The sequence below is a fragment of the Paenibacillus baimaensis genome, from assembly GCF_025567575.1.
This window is the reverse complement of record NZ_JAOQIO010000103.1, coordinates 42,244-61,948: the sequence shown is the minus strand read 5'-3', so window position 1 is coordinate 61,948 and position 19,705 is coordinate 42,244. Positions and strand designations below refer to the sequence as shown.

The 19,705-nt window shown below is 46.1% G+C and carries 17 protein-coding genes and 1 riboswitch; of the genes, 4 read left to right on the top strand and 13 right to left on the bottom strand.

Translation table 11 applies throughout. The features are described from left to right. Positions 1–2: 2 nt before the first annotated feature. A riboswitch (SAM riboswitch) is annotated at positions 3–143 on the bottom strand. A gap of 497 nt (positions 144–640) precedes the next feature. Together corA and OB236_RS29655 are read left to right on the top strand one after the other, a co-directional pair. Then, a complete protein-coding gene (gene corA, locus OB236_RS29660; RefSeq protein WP_076236345.1) occupies positions 641–1,576 on the top strand; it encodes a magnesium/cobalt transporter CorA in 936 nt (311 codons plus the stop codon). 173 nt (positions 1,577–1,749) lie between these two features. Further along, complete coding sequence (locus tag OB236_RS29655; RefSeq protein WP_262687168.1) at positions 1,750–2,181, top strand: universal stress protein; 432 nt, start codon at positions 1,750–1,752, stop codon at positions 2,179–2,181. A gap of 110 nt (positions 2,182–2,291) precedes the next feature. Here OB236_RS29655 and OB236_RS29650 read toward each other — a convergent pair whose 3' ends face one another. The 6 genes from OB236_RS29650 to OB236_RS29625 form a co-directional block, all read right to left on the bottom strand. Beyond that, positions 2,292–3,305 carry an HRDC domain-containing protein gene (locus tag OB236_RS29650; RefSeq protein WP_262687167.1) on the bottom strand — a complete coding sequence of 338 codons (1,014 nt, stop codon included), beginning with the start codon at positions 3,303–3,305 and terminating at the stop codon, positions 2,292–2,294. A 172-nt stretch (positions 3,306–3,477) separates the two neighbouring features. Further along, entirely contained in the window at positions 3,478–4,671 is a 1,194-nt protein-coding gene (locus tag OB236_RS29645; RefSeq protein ID WP_262687166.1) for an oligogalacturonate lyase family protein, read from the bottom strand. Positions 4,672–4,685: 14 nt separating this feature from the next. Beyond that, a complete protein-coding gene (locus tag OB236_RS29640; RefSeq protein ID WP_262687165.1) occupies positions 4,686–6,257 on the bottom strand; it encodes an extracellular solute-binding protein in 1,572 nt (523 codons plus the stop codon). 70 nt (positions 6,258–6,327) lie between these two features. Beyond that, the gene (locus tag OB236_RS29635) at positions 6,328–7,203 is read right to left on the bottom strand and encodes a carbohydrate ABC transporter permease (RefSeq protein ID WP_262687164.1); all 876 of its coding nucleotides are present in this window, start codon (positions 7,201–7,203) and stop codon (positions 6,328–6,330) included. Between the two features lie 245 nt (positions 7,204–7,448). After that, entirely contained in the window at positions 7,449–8,420 is a 972-nt protein-coding gene (locus tag OB236_RS29630) for an ABC transporter permease (protein WP_262687163.1), read from the bottom strand. Positions 8,421–8,664: 244 nt separating this feature from the next. Then, on the bottom strand, positions 8,665–10,968 hold the full coding sequence (locus tag OB236_RS29625) for a helix-turn-helix domain-containing protein (protein WP_262687162.1): 2,304 nt from the start codon (positions 10,966–10,968) through the stop codon (positions 8,665–8,667). 127 nt (positions 10,969–11,095) lie between these two features. On the opposite strand from OB236_RS29625, the gene OB236_RS29620 reads away from it, so the two are divergent. Further along, on the top strand, positions 11,096–11,392 hold the full coding sequence (locus OB236_RS29620; protein ID WP_076236352.1) for a hypothetical protein: 297 nt from the start codon (positions 11,096–11,098) through the stop codon (positions 11,390–11,392). Between the two features lie 115 nt (positions 11,393–11,507). Here the strand turns inward: OB236_RS29620 and ilvD are convergent, their stop codons facing one another. Beyond that, positions 11,508–13,193, bottom strand: coding sequence for a dihydroxy-acid dehydratase (ilvD, locus tag OB236_RS29615; RefSeq protein WP_076236353.1), 1,686 nt, complete (start codon positions 13,191–13,193; stop codon positions 11,508–11,510). 186 nt (positions 13,194–13,379) lie between these two features. Between ilvD and OB236_RS29610 the strand changes: the two genes are divergently transcribed. Then, entirely contained in the window at positions 13,380–13,676 is a 297-nt protein-coding gene (locus OB236_RS29610) for a DUF3055 domain-containing protein (protein ID WP_262687158.1), read from the top strand. 63 nt (positions 13,677–13,739) lie between these two features. On the opposite strand, the gene OB236_RS29605 is transcribed toward OB236_RS29610, so the two are convergent. From OB236_RS29605 to OB236_RS29580, 6 genes are all read right to left on the bottom strand, one after another. Beyond that, a complete protein-coding gene (locus OB236_RS29605; RefSeq protein WP_076236355.1) occupies positions 13,740–14,057 on the bottom strand; it encodes a cupin domain-containing protein in 318 nt (105 codons plus the stop codon). Between the two features lie 211 nt (positions 14,058–14,268). Then, a complete protein-coding gene (locus tag OB236_RS29600) occupies positions 14,269–15,075 on the bottom strand; it encodes a ferric iron reductase (RefSeq protein WP_262687156.1) in 807 nt (268 codons plus the stop codon). Positions 15,076–15,127: 52 nt separating this feature from the next. Further along, on the bottom strand, positions 15,128–16,066 hold the full coding sequence (locus tag OB236_RS29595) for an AraC family transcriptional regulator (RefSeq protein WP_408638532.1): 939 nt from the start codon (positions 16,064–16,066) through the stop codon (positions 15,128–15,130). 189 nt (positions 16,067–16,255) lie between these two features. Beyond that, positions 16,256–17,272, bottom strand: coding sequence for a Gfo/Idh/MocA family protein (locus OB236_RS29590; protein WP_262687154.1), 1,017 nt, complete (start codon positions 17,270–17,272; stop codon positions 16,256–16,258). A 27-nt stretch (positions 17,273–17,299) separates the two neighbouring features. Further along, complete coding sequence (locus OB236_RS29585) at positions 17,300–18,382, bottom strand: Gfo/Idh/MocA family protein (protein ID WP_262687153.1); 1,083 nt, start codon at positions 18,380–18,382, stop codon at positions 17,300–17,302. Positions 18,383–18,496: 114 nt separating this feature from the next. Continuing rightward, positions 18,497–19,690, bottom strand: a complete 1,194-nt coding sequence (locus OB236_RS29580) for an aminotransferase class I/II-fold pyridoxal phosphate-dependent enzyme (protein WP_262687151.1) — start codon at positions 19,688–19,690, stop codon at positions 18,497–18,499. Between the last annotated feature and the right edge of the window lie 15 nt (positions 19,691–19,705).

Here is a 19,705-nt window from a genome sequence, read left to right as displayed (position 1 = left end):
CTCTCTCATCTCTCAGAAGCTATGTTCGCTTCCGCAAGAATTAGCACCGTGCATTCCACTGTCATACGCTTACGCGATATGCCAACGGTTTGTCGGTTGCCGGGTGTCATCGGGCTAGTCCCTCCACCTGCTCTTGATAAGAAAAGTAATTTTATATTTTTCTTTATATTATTTACTACAACCTCATTAAAGTCAAGAGCGCCGTATAAATTTCATTTTCACATTTCATGCAATTGGATAGAAGGAGCACCTCCGCCAGCATTTTGCATACTGTATCAAGGGCTCAAAAAAACATATTAATTTTATCGTTTCCACCTTGCTGTGCAAGGCATGTAGGTTTATACTAGACAAGTATTCGACACCAATAGCAAAGGGGTGCAACCAACGAATGGACGGAGACCCGACGAGTAGTATCTACGTTCACAACCAACCGAATAGATCGTTAGGAATGCAGTTGGCTTACGCCGCTGATTCTCATGCGCCCAGCAATACTTTGCCAACACAAGCGTATTTGACGTGGACCTAAATCCACTCTATATAAAACCTTGTCTGCCCGGTATAAAGCTGTCCGCATGAAGTTAGCGTCGTTTCTTCCGCCTGTATTTCCTCTCAAGTAAATCATGTGAAGAGGTGAATCAGAATGAAAACACGCTTGGTGCAGGACGGCATTTTCACTTTGGTGGAGGATATTACGACAGCCATGGAAGCGCCGGAACACGGGTTCTACTGGATCGACGCAGATGTCGAGGATTTGGAAATTTTACAACCGCTGTATCACCTTCATGAGCTGGCCGTCGAGGACTGCTTGACGGAAGAGGAACAGCGCCCCAAAATTGAGCTGTACGACTCCAATTATTTTATCGTGGTCAACAGCATTCGTTTTGATGATGAAGAAATTTTCCTGCGGGCTTTGAATATTTTTCTTGGCAAGCATTATATTATAACGGTAACCCGTCAAAAGATTAATGAGCTGCGTGCCCTGAAGCCTGTACTATGGGAAGAAGAGGTTGCCTCTGCGGACACTTTTTTATATCACTTAATAGATCTGGTTGTGGATAATTATACCAATGTAGGCGATCGTATCGAAGCGAAGATCGAGAAGCTTGAAGAAGATATCTTGATGCATACAAAGAAATCCCATTTGAACGAGATTATTGGTCTGCGAAGCGAAATCCTGTGGTTGAAAAAGGTGCTCGGCCCACAGCGTGATGTGATCTCAACCCTGAATAAAAAAGAACTGAAGCTGATCAGCGATCCGCTCAAAAAATATTTTGGCGATATTTACGAAAATGCCGTCAAAATTTCTGAAACGTTCGACACCTTTCGCGATCTGATGGGTAACTTACGTGAGGCTTATCAGTCAAGTCTTTCCAACCGAGCAAATGAAATTATGCGTATATTTACTGCGCTGACGACCATATTTATGCCACTGACGTTTATTACCGGTATTTATGGAATGAATTTCGAATATGTCCCTGGTCTTCACTGGGAATATGGCGGGATTGCAGCCGTTATTTTCATGTTTATCGTAGGTATGTCCATGTTCGTTTTGTTTCGCAAAAAGGAATGGCTGTGAGTTGAAACGACTTGTTGTTCTCAAATTGACTCCTGTGCCTGGAACCTTCATTCCAATGCACAGGAGTTTCTCATACATATAAGTAACCGTTTTGGATGATTTGGATTGCACTCGCTTCACATCCTGATTTTAAGGGTAATAGGTGGGTATACTACTAACAGAGGTGAGCTTCTATGTTCAATAAAATTATCGTGGCATATGACGGTTCGGAAACGGCAAAAATTGCATTAAATAAAGCAATCGAGATGAAATCAGTATTTGCGGATTCAGAATTGGAGGTTGTTCACGTATTCCAAGTCTCCAATCTGGTGCTGAATGATGCCGTCATTACCGGTCCTGCCGTTGTCCAAACAGAATTGTATCAAGCAGCAAATGAACTCGTAGATGAAGCAAAGCTGCTGATCTCGAATCTGGACAAGACCTCCGCTACTTTATTGGATGGAGGGGCACCGGCAAGAGTCATTCTGGATTATGCGGAAGCTAATCATGCTGACCTGATTATTGTTGGCAGCCGAGGGTTTGGCACCTTTAAAGAAATCCTACTCGGTAGTGTCAGCTCGGAAATTCTCCATCATGCGAAAATACCGGTGCTGGTTGTTAAGTAGGCGGGCTCCGATATCGAATAGGTACAAGCTTAAGAAACCAGAGGCCATCTCCATGGAGAAGACCTCTTTTTGTATGTCAAGTAGAGTCATGGTTAATTATACTGTAAGCCTTAACCAGCCTCAATCGCTTGCTCCGCATGTACGCGGCGAAATTTCATACGAAGCACTCTCAGCCACTCATACATCCGGTCTAATTCCTTGCCTTGCAGCGCCTCCGGTACATATACCGCTTGCAGAATAGGCTTCAAATAACGATCGCCTTTTTGTTCAAAAGCGGTCCATGCCAGTGATTGCTCTTCAGCAGGCACATCATGAAGAATAGCCTCGATATAAGGCTCCATATCATAACCCTCCTTGTCCAACTCCTCAATCCACAGCAGCAAATCGCGTCGCTCCAGCTGGGTCTGCTCCCTTAATGCATCCAGGCCGTCACCTCGGGTAATCGCTTCCAATAGCTTGCTGCGGATCTCCTGCTTATTCTCCTGCAGCTTGCGTTTACGTCCCTTCTCCTGCTCCAGCCAACTGTTGAATTCGGCAGGATTCACTTGCTCTTCAACCCAATCCAGCGGGAATGGTGTTGACCGCTCTTGATCCTGGATTATACTGAGCAGCTCGGTCCCATAGGCATTCGATTTATTAACGCCCATGCCCGGCAGCTGCTTAAGCTCTTCCATTGTGCGCGGCAAATAGACACTGACCATTCGCAGCAGCCTGTTCGTTGCAACCAGAAATGGCGCCTTGCTTTCTCTGCTGGCTTGCTTGAGCCGCCACTGCCGCAGCTTTTCATACAGCTCCTCATTGGCGTGAATTTCGCTATAATAGGCGAGCAATTGAATTCGTGCTGTCTTGCGGTCAAGCGCTGTAATTTCCGGCAGCATCGCTACTTCCAGCAACGGCTGAAAACCGTCACACTGCTTGGTGAAAATATTGTGACGAAATGCTGCCAGCATATCTTCCCAGCTGTGCCCTTCAAACCATGATTCCTGTACCTGACGACCATCAGGTTTCGTTTCCTGCCAGCCTACGTACCAGCTTCCCTGACTCTCACCTATCGATACCTGTGCACTTACGCTACGATCCTCCGAAACCCGCTTCTCCAAGCTGTTTAAAAATAATAAGTTCATTCGACAGCCCTCCTATACAAGTTATTTCAAACGCAAAAAAAGCACCCTCCTACATGAGATGTAAGAGAGGTGCTTCCCCTGGCGAATTGAAATTATTACCATACTATCATAAATTGTCCTGCTGTACAACCGCGGTGTCACCATAATCATTCGTCATACAGTTTTTTACCGTCTAGTCTAACTTATGTTCAGGCAGTGTCTCAAATTCAGGCACATCAACCATATACAAATTGCCATAGCCTGACATATCGCTCGTGAAGAGCACACGCTGCCCATCTGGGCTTAATCTCGGATGCACATGCAGACTCTGTGTATGAAAGCTGCCACGATGCTTGCAAAGAATACGGGGTCCCTGAAAGCCGGAACCATCATGTTTCCATAGCTGCAGCGTATCCTGAAGCTGCTGCCCATGATAAGCATTTGTTTGTTGTCCATCCCCAACGACGAGGTTCAAGTCATTCGAATGGACATGCATATTTTGAAATGGAAAGCTGTATTCCTCAACATGACTATTATCATAGTGGACCGAACCGATAATTTTACCGTTATGATCCGTCAGCGATCCCGTATAGCCATGATACCCGATATGGATACCATCTTTCATCCAATACTCATGGCCCACATATTCATTAGGCTTTGTGTCCCTTACCTTCCAATGACGACCGGAATTCATATCGAACACCCAGATGCGATGATCAATCATATCCCATGGACCTTCATGGCAAAAGGTAAGCAGGTTCGGCTGCGTGGGGGAGGTATTGATATGACCTAACCACAGCTGATCCTCATACAGCTTCTGGACCACTCCACTTGCAGTCGAAACCTCCATAATCATACAATGCGGCTTCGCACTGAAGTACGCTTCGAACCCTGTATAACCGTTGGACATATCCATATGGATACGGCCTGACAAATCCTCGTTGAGACCAAAACACAGCTTATTGCCATCGGAGGTACAGCTCATACTGCCAAACGTATATCCATCCGGAACCGTGTACAGCGTACGCTCCTCCAGCGTTTGCAAATCAATGGCTACAATCGTCCGGTTATAATAATAATAAGCCTCAGAACGAGCCGGGTTGAGAAACGTCCCCTGAATCCGTGAAGCCAAACCACGCTGCAGATCGGTCAATTGGGTCATTTCGCCAGTGTGCAGATTCATACTGAACAGATTTGTGACGTTCCCGCGGTCCGAACCAAAGAGCAGCTTGCCTTCCCCGTAAAAACCGTTATTCGTAAAATAAATATGAAAGCTGTGAGAACGATAATCTGTCAATTGGGTCACGGTTACCCCGGTTAACTGGTCCTGAAAACTGCGCCGTTCCGAAGGCCATATTGTTCCTTTAGCTCCACTAGTGACAATCAATCGGATCTCCCCCTTTATTTTTTAATTACGGTATAAGCTTCATTCATTTCCTTCGTGTAATCATCACCGCCGCTTTTTTTCCACAGCTCCATATCCGATTTAAAGCCAGCTTCATCTACCTTGCCGACAATATATTTGATACGAGCATCCTCTACAATCTGGTCCAGCTGAGCTCCCTTCTGGGTGAAGGTGGCCGAAGTCAGCGGTTCTCCAGGGTTGGACACAATGATTTTCTCATTTTCTTTCATCACGTTGTTTGCCTTAATGCGAAGAGGCGTAGCTGGTGGAAACAATTCAGGGATAATATAAGGAATCTGCAAGGAAATTTGATTCAAGTTTTTGTTATTAATATCGGGAGCCATATTGTCATTAATCGTTAAGAGTGGAGCCAGCTTGCCGTTGTCCATTTTGTAATGCGTGCCTTCAATACCGTAACCAAGTAGAGCCTGCATCTCCTTATCGTTCGACTTGTCAAAGAACTGCAAAACTTTCTTCAGCTCAGCCTCAGTCTTGACAGCAGATTTGGATATGAGGAATACACCTGCATAACCGGTCGTCGGTTGATTGTGAAGCCCTGTTGGACCGCTCACAGCGCCAATGATATCTATCGCTCCCTTGGGATCAACCGTCTTCAGCTTCTCGTCGATTTGATAGGAACGGTCCGCCACATCAACAGCTACTCCGGCCTTTCCGTTCACAATTGGATCGTTCCATTTGGCAGAATCATATACGGCAAAATCCTGATTGATCAGCTTTTCATCATACAATTTTTTGTAAAATTTAAGTGCATCCATATACTCGGTGGTCAGATGAGCAGGAACCAGCTTACCGTCCTTCACACCCCACTTATTAGGCGCCCCAAACCAGGTCTGCATAATATCCCATGGGCCGGAATATTTGGTCACTACCATGCCGTAGGTGTCATCCTTGCCATTTTTGTCCGGGTCCTTGGTAGTAAACGCCTTCAGCATATTGTAAAAGTCATCAATCGTTTTGGGTTCGGCCATTCCCAGATTATCCAGCCAGTCCTTGCGGTAGGATATACCCATGCGTCCAATTGGACGGGTCGTATACAGACCATAATACTTGCCATTCACCGAGGTGTTGTTCAATATCGTCGGATTGGCCTTGCTCAAATTCGGATAGTCCTTCAGATACGGGCCCACTTCCCAGAAGGCGCCGCCTTTAATCGCATTGGCAACTGATGGAAGCTTCACATTCACCACAAAGATAGCGGCAGGCATGGAACCGGATGCCAACGTAATGTTCATCTTATCCAGGTAGGAGGCATCAGGTACAAACTGCAGATCCAGCTTGGTGTTCGTATATTCCTCTACTTGCTTCCACACTTTACTTTCCGCAGAAGCGTTATCATTGGAATAGCTTTTCAGCATCATGCTGAGCTTGAAAGGCGGCTCTGCCGTCTTGGGGGCGTCACCCGGCTTGGCAGTTGATGCCGTTGGGGTAGCCGGAGCACTGGCCGGAGGTGCGGCGGGAGAGCTGCTGCAGCCTGCGATAACACTTACGGTTACAGCCATACTGGTCAAAGCAAACAATGAACGTGTTGGTTTTTGAACCCATTTCATACGATATTTCCTCCCTTTTGGATCAAACTGGATTTGCATGCTGAGCTATGAGGATCATCTATCCGAAGCCTTAACCTTTGACAGCACCCAACAGGACACCCTTGGCAAAATGCTTCTGAATAAACGGATAAACCAATAAAATAGGAACTGTGCCGACAACGACGACGGCCATCTTGATCGATTGATCAGGAGGCTTCACATAAGTCAGATCCATGGTCGACATATCGAGTGAGCCAGAAGCCAGCAAAATCATCTGTCGGAGCAGAACCTGCATCGGCCACATCTTCGAATCACTTAAGTACAGCAGCGCATTGAAAAAATCGTTCCAGTGACTCACTGCATAAAACAGGCCAAACGTAGCAATAACCGGCTTCGATAAAGGCAGTACAACCCGCCATAGCACACCCAAATCGTTGCAGCCATCCATCCGTGCGGATTCGATCAGCTCATTCGGGATTTCCTGAAAAAAAGACTTGATGACGATCAGATTAAATGCGTTGATCGCTACAGGAAGCATCACGGCCCAGTAGGAGTTGAGCAGCCCCATGTTTTTTACGACCAAATAAGTTGGAATCATCCCGCCACTGAATACCATCGAGAAAATAATCATATTCATCATCACATTTCGACCCAGCATGTTCCTGCGCGATAAACCGTAGGCGAAGGTAAAGGTGAAGAACAAATTAACGAGAGTACCCGCTACCGTAATAAATACGGATACCAATAAACTGCGCGGCAAGGTATGATCCTTGAACACGTACTCATAAGCATTAAACGTGATGTTCTGCGGAATCAGAAAAAACGACCGACTGCCGATTTCGATTTCCGATGCAAATGAGCCTGCCACAATATACATAATGGGCAGCATCATGCAGAGTGCCACCAATGCCAGAAACGAATAGTTGGCGATATCGAACCATTTGCCGCCCAAGCTGCTATGCCGCATAGTTGCAACCTCCTTAGCGTTTTCTTAGAAAACTATCTTCGTTAGCGTTAACCTTCAAGTTTTTGCAACTTAAAACATTTTAGTTATGATTAATGAGCGGAGCGACCGGAGTGTGCTGGAGATAGCGAAGCGGTGCCTTTGTTCGCTTATTTCTACCTCTAAATTCCTTATTCAATGAAAGAAATTCGTGAACAACAGCAATCGTAGGAACACTCTGGTCGTGCAGCGAACCTAATCATTACTCCTCAAAATATCCCCGAATGACCAGAACGCTTAGCCAAATAGTTGGACGTGAAGACCAAAATAATACCAATAATAGCTTTAAACAATCCAACCGCCGTACTGTAGCTGAAGGCTCCCTGCGTAATCCCGAGCGTGTACACATAAGTATCGAATACCTCAGCCACCGGCCGATTCAGTGCGTTGCTCATCAACAGCACTTGTTCAAAGCCCCGATCAAGGAAATTGCCCATACGCAGAATCAGCAGCACAATGATCGTCCCGCGAATGGCTGGCAGCGTAATATGCCATACTTGACGAAAGCGATTAGCTCCATCCACAATAGCGGCTTCATACTGCTCCTGATCAACTCCCGCCAATGCCGCGAGAAAAATAATCGTTCCCCATCCGACTTCCTTCCACAGGTTCTGCGTAATAATGAGCGGTCGGAACCAATTCTCACTGGTCAGAAAATCAATTCTGTACCCTGTAAGGCTGAACACCATTTCATTGACAGCACCACCCTCTGTCGTGAGCAGCAAATAGGAAATACTGGCCAAAATAACCATCGAAATAAAATGCGGTACATAAATAATCGTTTGTATGAACCTTTTATACAAAGAGATCCGAACCTCATTTAACAATAATGACAATAAAATGGGTGCCGGAAAAAAGAAAACAAGATCGTATAACCCCAGCAGCAGCGTATTCCTCACCAGCTTGAAAAAAATCGGGTCCTGAAAAAACTGCTGGAAATTAGCGAAGCCGACCCATTCACTATCAAAGAAACCAATGAAAGGCTGATAGTTTTTGAAGGCAAGCAGCACGCCCCACATCGGAACATATTTGAAAATAAAAAAGTACAGTAGTCCCGGCACACAAAGCAGGAGCAAATATTTATCTCTGCTGAGCTTTGCCAACAGCGGACTTTTTGAAGGAACCTTCACCGCAGCTTGTCCTTGGGCTGCAAGCGAATCGGACCGGGTTGTTTTGGCCATGTGTTTACTCCTTTCAATCGCTATACCACTTAGCTTAGTCGCAGCATAATTTTCCAACAATCAGATTTTTTTGAAATGACCTCATTGCAGATCAGCACATTTTTTCCAATTTTAGATTTTTTAGTTCACTGAGAGCTGAACAGCTTCGGAGTCCTTGCACTTTTCTTATTTTTTAAGACTTTTTTGCAGAGATACGCCAAAAAACCGTCGAACAGACTCGGCTGTGACGGTTTTCTAGCTTGGATTATATGTATGTATTCCGGCTCATCTCCCGATAATGGCTCGGTGTTATACCTTCCTGCTTTTTAAAAATTCGGTTAAAATAACTATGCTGATACCCGACCTGCACGGCAACATCGTTTATTTTCAGCTCTGTATCACGGAGAAGCTCTTTGGCCTTCCCTATTCGCAGCTCGGTCAAGTAATCAATGAAGTTTTTCCCATTTACCTGCTTGAATGATTTGCTGAGTGAGACGGCGTTCATCCCGGTATGCTCTGCACAGCTGTCCAATGAAATTTCATTCATATACTCATTTTGCAAATAGATCATTGCCGACTCCACAACCTTCTTGACCTGCACATCGGAACGAGCCTCCAGCTCCCTCACAAAAGGGTGTATGACCTTGGCATTAAACCAATTCAACATCTTCTGCGGCTCACGGATCTGGGTCAGTTGTTCATACAGATTGGCTGATTTATACACCCGGCTCGGGTCCATACCGGAGTGACGGATGGCATGCAGGATGCTGCCCAGAAGCTGAAGCATTCCCTGCTGAATATCAATTTCCTTGGCCCTTCGTTCCAACAGCTCCTCCAGAAACAGTACAATCGTGTGCTCAGCCTCCTGCTGCTGACCTGTACGCAGCATTTGTATAATTTCACGCTCCAGTACGAATGGGTAACGCAGCTCATTCATTTCTTCACTCATTTCAAGCGTCTCCAGATCCAGCATCTGATTTTCATTTTCAAAATTGCGATAGCTCAAGGCTTGCTTGGCTTCCTCATAACGAAAAGGGATCTGGGCAATCAAGGGAGTCGTTTTCCCGATAGCTATGGAAACCTGCAGCTTTAAAATATGATTGATCGTATGCATCAATTCCTCGCTAAACGCCTGCAGCTTGTCTGTAAACGGCCGATCTGGAGGGACAATGAAAAGCACACCGATCGATAAATCGTGGAAGTTGATAGTACTGGCCTGTTCCAAACGATTCGCCGCCAGCTCTTCAATAATGTTCGCGGCAGCAAACGTAACCAGACCCTCGTCACCCAATGAAAACCTGCCCTCTAAATTTTCAAAGCCAGTCAATTGAATATGCATCACCAGAAATTGCTGATCATCCACGATCCAGTCAAAGTTCCTCATCCGCTTCTTCAAATCTTCTTCTGAATAGGCGTACAGAAAACCTTGCACCAATTGAAGCAGGAAGCCTTCCTTCACATGAGGCAACTGCTGCTCCAGCTTGTTTTGCAGGGTAATGCTTTCTCTGCTTAAATGCAGCCATTCCTTTTCGATCATTTTAAATTCATCCGTCTGTTCGTTCGCACTGCCCACAAACAGCTTGTTGGCCGCAAGCATGCGGATCAATCGATCTATCGGTGAATAAATTTTGCGGGATGCCAGCCACGACAGGATGAATGCCAGCAGCAGGGCGGTGCAGCTGACGGAGAGAATCAGCTTGGAAATGAACACAACCGGTTGCGTAATCGCATTAATCGGTGAAGCCGAGACATAGATCCAATCCGAGCCAACCCGCGAAAATGTGCCATAGGATACCGTATAGGTCGTGTTTTTCCAGTCATATAAGAAGGAACCGGTTTTGGCTCCTTCCTTCATCACCTCGTTCCTCAGAACCTCGTCAAAGCCGAGTGAATTTGCTGTTCCTGCGCTGGATAGAAGCACATTTCCATCATTTTGCATGATGAAGGTTTCACCTACGTTGTACGGTGTTAGCGTTTTCAACAGGTTGGATGCTTTCTCTTTGTCCACACGAACCAGCAGGGCGCCAAAAGGTTCAAAATTAATACCTGGCAATTTATGAACTAACGTCAAATCGGTTGCATCCGCTTTACCCGGATCGGCTGGGAGGTCGGACCAAAAAACCAGTTTTCCTTGAGAAAGCATTTCGATATAACTATCCATGAACGTTCTGTTCTGTATCACATCATACTCGGGATAAAAGCGAATCGGCTGCACGCCATTGAGGAATAGCTCCACCTGCTTAGCAAGCGGACTTGAGCCCTGCATAACACCCAGTGTCTTCGTCACATCACGGGCAATTTCAAACTCCGTATAAAAATTAACATCCTTCAGGCTGCTATTAAATTTGGGATCAAATGCCCAGTGGGCAAGCGAATTTTCCAGATAGGAGAACTGGTCATCGACATTAGCCGCTCTTTGTAATATTTGACTCTTATGCAGCTGCAGCATTTCATTCTCCAGACGGTCCCCGCCCATCCAATAAATAATAAAACCCACAATAACACCTGGAATACTAGAAATTAATAAAATCAATATGAGGCTGTTGCGAAAAAATCTCCCTTTTAACAAATCACCCTCACCTCTTTATGTAAGTCGTTGTACTATCATGACATAAATTGTATTTGTAACTCAAGAATTTTTTTATACAGAGGTGGTCATCCTAAAACGATACTTTGGACAATTGGGGGGAACCATGATGGGTATAGAAACGAATCAAGAGGGTTTTATTGAGGAGGATCGGAATCGATATACGGATTTCAAAACTGTCGAATCCCAAAGAAACGATCTCACCGCCGAGGAATTCCCGGAAGGACCCTATGGATCAACACATCTAACAGAATCTCTCGGCAAAAGCAGTCCATGGCGCAGAGACCAACGCCCGCCGAACCGTTTCACCTATGAAAATCGCGAGCTGCACGCAGGTCTGTCCCGCGATTATCCTGGTGATCATCCTACACATGATGTGGAAGATGACGGGCAAATCGAGTCTTGATTCCAATAGATTCAGATGATCCGAAAAACAAAAACGACAGAGAGAGTGTCATGGACATTCTCTGCTGCCGTTTTCAGATGTTTGCTATGATGCTATATATACGAGTGCTATCAAATTAAATCTTCATGACGCCGCCAGTACTTGCGGAAGTAACCAGCTTCGAATAACGGGCCAAGTAGCCTGTTTTCACTTTCAGCTCAAAGCCTTTCCAGTTGGACTTGCGACGATGCATTTCCTCATCGGAAATTTTCAACTCAATACGGCGTTCGATCAAATCCAGCTCGATGATGTCTCCGTCTTCAACGAAAGCAATCGGACCACCTTCAGCCGCTTCCGGCGAAATATGACCAATGCTGATCCCGCGGGAAGCTCCTGAGAAACGACCATCCGTGATCAAACCAACCTTTGCTCCAAGACCCATTCCAACAATTTGTGAAGTAGGTGCCAGCATTTCCGGCATTCCCGGACCACCCTTAGGGCCTTCATAACGAATGACTACTACGTGGCCTTCTTTGACTTTTCCGTTAGCGATACCAGACAAAGCTTCTTCCTGGGAATCGAAGCAAATAGCAGGACCCACATGCTTGCCGCCCACTTCTTTATCAACCGCACCAACTTTAATAATTCCGCCATCTGGAGCCAAATTACCGAACAGCACTGCCAAGCCGCCGCGCTCGGAATGAGGATTATCCAATGGATGAATAACATCCTTGTTGATGATTTCACAGCCAGCTACATTCTCACGCAGTGTTTTACCTGATACGGTAATACAGTCGCCGTTCAGAGCACCCGGTTTCTTGAGCAGCTCGTTGATGATTGCACTCACACCACCTGCGTTATGCACATCTTCGATGTGATAATCAGAAGCTGGAGCAATTTTGGCCAAATGCGGTACACGGTTAGCTACTTCGTTGATGCGCTCGATCGGATATTCAAAACCCGCTTCATGCGCCAAAGCCAATGTATGAAGTACAGTGTTTGTCGAACCGCCCATTGCCATATCGAGTGCAAATGCGTTATCGATAGCTTCGATGGTTACAATATCACGAGGCTTAATGTCCAATTTAATAATTTCCATCAACTGCTTCGCGGATTGTCTAACGAAATCTTTGCGCTCTTCAGCAACTGCCAGAATCGTACCGTTACCTGGCAGGGCCAGACCCAAGCCTTCAGCCAGACAGTTCATCGAGTTAGCAGTAAACATACCCGAACATGAACCGCAGGTCGGACATCCGTATTGCTCAAGCTCAAGCAGACTTTGATCGTCAATTTTACCAGCTTGATGCGCTCCTACGCCTTCAAATACATTGGAAAGCGAGATCGATTTACCGTTTTTATCTTTACCGGCTTTCATCGGGCCACCGCTGACGAAAATCGTCGGGATATTCACACGCAAAGCGCCCATCATCATACCCGGTGTAATTTTATCACAGTTCGGAATACAGACCATACCGTCAAACCAGTGTGCTGCAACTACAGTTTCAAGGGAATCCGCAATAATTTCACGGCTTGGCAAAGAATAACGCATACCGATATGACCCATCGCAATCCCGTCATCTACACCAATGGTGTTAAATTCAAAAGGAACACCGCCCGCCTCACGGATAGCTTCCTTGACGATTTTACCGAATTCCTGAAGATGAACGTGACCTGGAACGATATCGATGTAGGAATTACATACCGCAATAAACGGCTTATCGAAATCTTCTTCTTTAACACCAGCTGCACGCAATAAGCTGCGGTGCGGTGCGCGGTCGAAGCCTTTTTTAATCATATCGCTTCTCATTTTTGGTTTGGACATTGGATGTGAAACCTCCTAGTATATAATCAGGTGCGAATTTTTTAGCATTCTATAAATTCTATCATGTTTGGAGGCAAATGAAAACGATATGTGCCAAAATCCCTTAATCATCTTTTGCCCGTATCTGCTTCTTCATGTATAATCGATTGTACAATGGCAGTTACAAGAACGGAGTGACCCGCAGTAATGGCAGAATTTGATTTATTATACGATTCTCAAGAGGATACACGTACACGCTTTGTTTGTTTTGTTGGTGATCTTTCCATGCACCGTTTTGACCTGGCAATCACATCAACGAATCGCTTTTATGGAAAAAAGCTGATTACCGATCTGCAATCAGGACGCACCGCTGTCATCGGGCCTGACGATCTGGATGAAGAAGGCTATCTGGAGCATGTATATAAACTGACTGAGGAAGAAGCGGCTGAGCTGGCAAACTTCCTGTCGATGGTCGTAGGCACAATCAACTTCACGGATCTCTAGAAATCAAGTAGACGTTGCAAAAAGAGCCCTCCGCGGGCTCTTTTATGATCTTGCTATGATGATTTAGCGTTTTACCAGATCTTCACGCACCGGCGTGAACGTATCGAGCAGAATACTCGGCTCAATCGCTTTGGCGCCATGCTTGGCGTTGCTCGGGATGTAGATCGTTTCACCTTGCCCAATGACATGCTTTTGTCCATCAATAGTGAACTCAAGCTTGCCCTTGATACAGTAAGAAAATTGCTCATGCGGATGGCTGTGCTCGTAGCCCTCGGCATTTTCCTCGAAATGAACTTCCATCATCATGATCGTTTGGCCCGGCTCAAAAATCTTTCTTTTGACTCCAGGCTCCGCATTTTCCCATACTCCAATATTGCTCATTGTGAACCTCCTAAAAGTTTTCGTAGAAAACTATCTTCGTAAGCATTAACTTCAGAGTTTTCGAAGAAAACTGATTTCGTAAGCGTGTCCATATTCTATGGTAACATATCTCAATCGCGATTGTGCTGGATTTTTTTATATTCACTTGTACAAATTCTATATCATTAATCCCATACAATTTAACCTAAGAGCTTCGCTGTTTATAACCTAACTATTTGCCAGACGCCATCAAGGTTGCTTCAATCTTCATACGCTGCTCCATACGCTCTTCTTCCCCCATACGCGGACAGGAATAACAATAGCCATGGCCTGTATCTGTTAAATAGGCAAGACAGCATGAGGCCTTGATCCGCATCGTTTCTCCCGGGATCCGTGGGTTATCAATATGACGAAACTGGATGTCAAACGGATTCTTTTTCCTGCCGAATATTTCTGCAGCTAGCCCGTATCGGAGAAATGTAAAATCCTCCTCGATTGTATGTCGCAGCTGATCAGTTTCGGCCTCTTTCTGCCAGGCATCATAAGCGTAATGAAGACGCGTAGCGAGCTGACCCCAGAGCTGACCAACATTAATTCCAACAGCAGCCGCAATCGACGCCATCAGCGGAGCTACTTCATTCGTATAAAAGGAGCTCAGCACCCGCTTCCTCCAATCATTTCTATCCATACCAGGAACAGACAAGCTGTCGGAATCATGGAGATGAAATGCCCAGCGTGGCCGATTATTGAACAAATGCACTTGCCCGCTCAGATTATGCAGTGACATGTTATATGCAGCATCATGATGGGAGATCGTATACTGAAGCGCCGCGCATGCCCAGGCGAACCATAACGAAAAATAAGTGGCCGCAACCTCTGGCTTCATCGCTTTTAGCACAGGTCCGTATTGTGCAATTAACCGCTCGGCATTGCCTTTATCCTGTAAATCAGCAAGCTCAAGCCGAAAAAGAGCTTCAGGCACCTCTGTTTTCACAAAATACATATGCTTTTCCAAATAATCAAAATCGATCTTCCCCATTATCAAGCACCCCATTCAAATAAAGCATTGAATAAATGATAATAGTTCTCATTTATGTTGTCAATCTTCGGTGTTGATCCCTGTACTTCATCGGAGTCGATCCCAGCTTTCTTTTGAACACATAATGCAAATAATTGGCGCTTGAAAACCCGTTCTGGAATGCAATCTGATCAATGGTTTGGTCGCTTAGGCTCAGCTCATTGCAAATATGTGTAAGTCGTACGTGCTCGATATATTCGCTGAATGTTCCTCCGGTATGGTCACGAAAAATCCGCTGCAGCTGGCGCGGGCTAATCTGCACACGTTCCGCTACAACCTCCAGTGTCAGCGGCTCCATGTAATTATCCTTGATAAACTGTACAGCCAGCTTATAGCGGTATTGCTTCATATTACGCGATGGAATATCCGTTTGTGGTCCAGATGCATAAGCGCGCGTTGTACGCAAAAGAATCTGAATAATCGACTGCTTGATTACGGTAAACAGCCCAGGCTGATTCTCGTACCACGCGCGATAGGCGTTCAGAAAACATTCCATGGCCCGATATTGATCGAGCACCGGTTTCGCAGGCAGGAGCTTGAGCTGCTGGATGCAAGCTTCGGCTTCGGCAATTTCCGAACGGCGACCCCAATCGCAGGACGGTTCACTTTCAGAGCCTTCTTCTCTTGGAGCTTCATCATGGTCCAGCTTGACAATATCGATATGCAGGCACAGCTCATCCATCGCTTCAAGAGCATCTGCTTCCTGGTAATGCACCAGATTGGGACCGGTCAGATAGAGCATGCCTTCCTGCAGCGCATAAGGAACCTCTCCGAGAATGACCTTGCCTTTGCCCCGGGGAATGTAGTGGAATTCAAATTCGGAATGCTTATGGAAGGATACTATTTTGCCTGGACTAAAGGTCGTATGATGAAATCTCAGCATACGAATTCCATAATGGCCCCAGCGGAACTCTACATCCAGGCGATCCAGTGCATGTCCCTGCTCCAGCATAAGCTCGTAAGGGTATGGCTTGGGGGTCGATCTTCCATGTATCTCCAAACTACTTACCTCCTCATTTCCTGCCATCTGAGCAACCATAAATGGGAAAAGGCCGCGCGACTCTGGCTGATTCACCAGTTACTCACAAGCCTTTCTTTTTGTAATATACAAAGGGTTCATTCACGCATATGAGTCTGATTACTAAGCCAAATCACTCAACTTGAATGCAGCTCCCGATTGGGAAGATCGATTCGAAGCCTCCATCAAACGTGTCAGGTCCAGAGCAAGCTGAATATTTTCATCAGCTGTTGTTCCATTTTGAATATGACTGACCCATTGGGCGAATGCTATAGGGCTGCTTTCTGGAAGCTCGGTTTGAACCTGCCACTCCTTCACATCCGGTCCTTGCTTCGTACTGCGAACCAGCAGCTTGTTATCGTGCGTAGAATACAGCAGACTTCCCTCAGTACCATGTACTTCAATGACAAAAGGCGAGAACGCATTAACGAAGCCCGCTTCAACGACGGCTAAAGCACCATTCGCGTAACGCAGTACAGAAACCGCATTATCCTCAACTTCCTTGCCTGTCACATAACCATAATTGGCGCTGATGCTCTCGGGAAGTCCAAGGAACAAACGAGCCAAATACATCGGATGGCAGCCCAAATCGATCATGGCTCCACCGCCGCACTGCTCCCGATTAAAGAAGCGTTCAGGAAGCCAACCGTTCGCTGCCCGCTCCGAAGGTATGGCTCCGTTATGAGAAAGTCGGGTACGAACCAACGTCACATCACCAAGCAGCCCCTGGTTTAAAATATCCTGTACAGCCCGTGTATAGTACTCGTTCAAGCGCGGTAGCGACACTGTCAGCTTGACATCCGTTTCCTCGATAGCCGCGAGAATCTCATTGCACTCATGAAGCGTTGTAGCAACGACCTTTTCTGTGAAAATATGTTTGCCTGCTTTGGCTGCCGCAATGATAACATCGCGATGCACGTTCGTAGGCGTTACCACGACAACGCCCTGAATGTCCGGCTGTGCCAGCAATTCATCCAAATTCTCATAAAATTTGAAGCCGCGTTCTGCCGCTTCCTTACGTCCACGTTCAGCATCTTCGTCCCACAATGCGACAACCTGCGTATCCGGATGCTCGGTAGCATCACGTGTATAGTCTTTGGCATGGACATGCCAGAAACTTAATATAGCAACGTTGATCAAGACTGCTTCCTCCTCTAGCTTGCTTTATTATTCAAAGTAAACGGCTTTGCCAGTTTTCGCGGATTCATAAATAGCTTCCAAAATTTCCGAAACGACGCACGCTTGCTCAGGCGTTACAATCGGCTGCGTATCATTGATGACCGCATCAATCCACAGACGAAGCTCGGTATCCTGCATGCTTTCTTGCTTGCCGTCATAGAAATCCACGCCTTTTGTGCCCAGCTCGATTTGATTCTTATACAGGCGGCTATGCTTTTCGCCATTCAGGCGCAAGCCGTCTTCCATATCTGCTCCGCCTTCAGTTCCACTCAAGGTACATTTGGCTTCCTTCACATCCAGCGTATTCAATGCCCAGCTGGATTCGAGAATGATGGTAGCACCATTTTTCATCGTAATCATACCAAAGGCCGAATCTTCAACCGTGAATTTTTTCGGATCCCATGAGCCCCATGCGTTGGCAGCGTTCTCTTTTTGCGACAATTTGTGAAAAGTAGTACCGAGAACAGCCTTCGGCTCATAATTGTCCATCACCCAAAGCGTCAAATCCAGGGCATGTGTACCTATATCAATCAGCGGACCTCCGCCTTGCTTTTCTTCATCAAGAAACACACCCCATGTAGGTACAGCGCGACGACGAATCGCATGGGCCTTGGCAAAATAAATATCTCCCAAATCACCATTCGAAGCAACCTGCTTCAAATACAGACTGTCCGGACGGAAACGATTATTGTACCCAACTGTCAGCTTCTTGCCTGTACGTTTGGCAACCTCCACCATACGACGAGCGTCAGCTGCCGTCTTAGCCATCGGCTTTTCACACATAACATGCTTGCCTGACTCCAAGGCTGCGATGGAAATTTCAGCATGCGAATCATTCGGTGTACACACATGGATGACATCAATAGAACCATCTTTTAATAGCTCGGTATAGTCTTCATAAACCTTAGCTCCTGCGACACCATATTGTTTAGCCGCTTCATGGGCTTTCTCCACAACAATGTCACAAAAAGCGACAAGTTCAACTGTTCCCAGCTTGGACAAGCTTGGTAGATGCTTACCGTTGGCAATGCCTCCACAACCGATTATTCCTACTTTTACTACATTCGACACGTATGTATCCTCCTATAAAATAATGACTTGGTTACATAGTAGCATGTTTAGATCGAAGTTTGAATTGCAATTTAATGACAACTAAAAGTATGATTTTATGACATCTTTAAGTATCTATTGAATAAAATTGTACACAGGTCGTTCCCGTAAAAATTTACCTATACGCCTTACAGCCTCGTTCAGCTTGTCTTCATCCTGCACCAGCGCAATACGAACATAGCCTTCACCTTCTGAACCGAACGCATCTCCGGGAATGACCACAACACCAACCGCATACAGCATTTCCCGGGAAATTTGTCGAGAAGTCCAGCCCTCAGGGATACGCGCCCAGATAAACATCGTTGCTCGGGGCTTTGGTATGTTCCAGCCAACAGCAGCAAGTCCGTCAATCACGATATCGCGACGTTTCTCATACAGGGCAGCAACCGAATGCTCCTGCTCCATATCCTCCTCCAAAGCGGCAATACCTGCTTCCTGCACAGCCTTAAACACCCCATAATCGATGTTGGATTTCAGTAGACGAAGCGCGTGGACGGCATCGGGCTGACCTACCATAAAGGCGATTCGGCAGCCAGCCATATTAAAGCTTTTGGACAAAGAATGAAACTCGACAGCAACATCCTTTGCGCCTTCTATCTCCAAAATGCTAATAGGCTGAAAATCATCAAATGCTAGCTCCGAGTAAGCAAGATCATGCACAATCAACAGCTCGTATTGCTTCGCATAAGCGACCAGCCGTTCAAAAAAATGTCGCGGCGCAACCGCCGATAAAGGATTGCTCGGATAATTAAGCAATATAAATTTGGCTTGACGAGCTATTTCTTCTGGGATGTCCTCAAGCTTAGGCAAATAATCATGATCCTCTCTAAGCGGCAGGAAAAAGGGAGTCACGCCAGCCAGCACTAGACTTCCCGCATAGATCGGATAACCGGGGTCCGGGAGCAGAACCACATCACCAGGATCGGTAACCGCCATAGCCAAATGTGCCAGACCATCCTGCGAGCCCATCAATGTGATAATGTCTGTCGCTGCATCCAGTTGTACACCAAACCGGTATTGATACCAACGCGCTACCGTCTCGCGAAAAGCCAAGCTTCCCTCAGAGGTAGGGTATCCATAATTCTCAGGCTTGCGTACAGCCTGCTCCATTGCTTGCATGACCCGCTCTGAAGGCGGCTGGTCCGGACTGCCGATACCCAGGTCAATCACATCAAGGCCACTTGCAATAACCTCTTCCTTCCACTGTGCCATTTCAGAAAAAATAGCGGAACCCAATAAGGATAACCGCTGTGATTGAAATCGTTTCATATATGCCTCCCATAA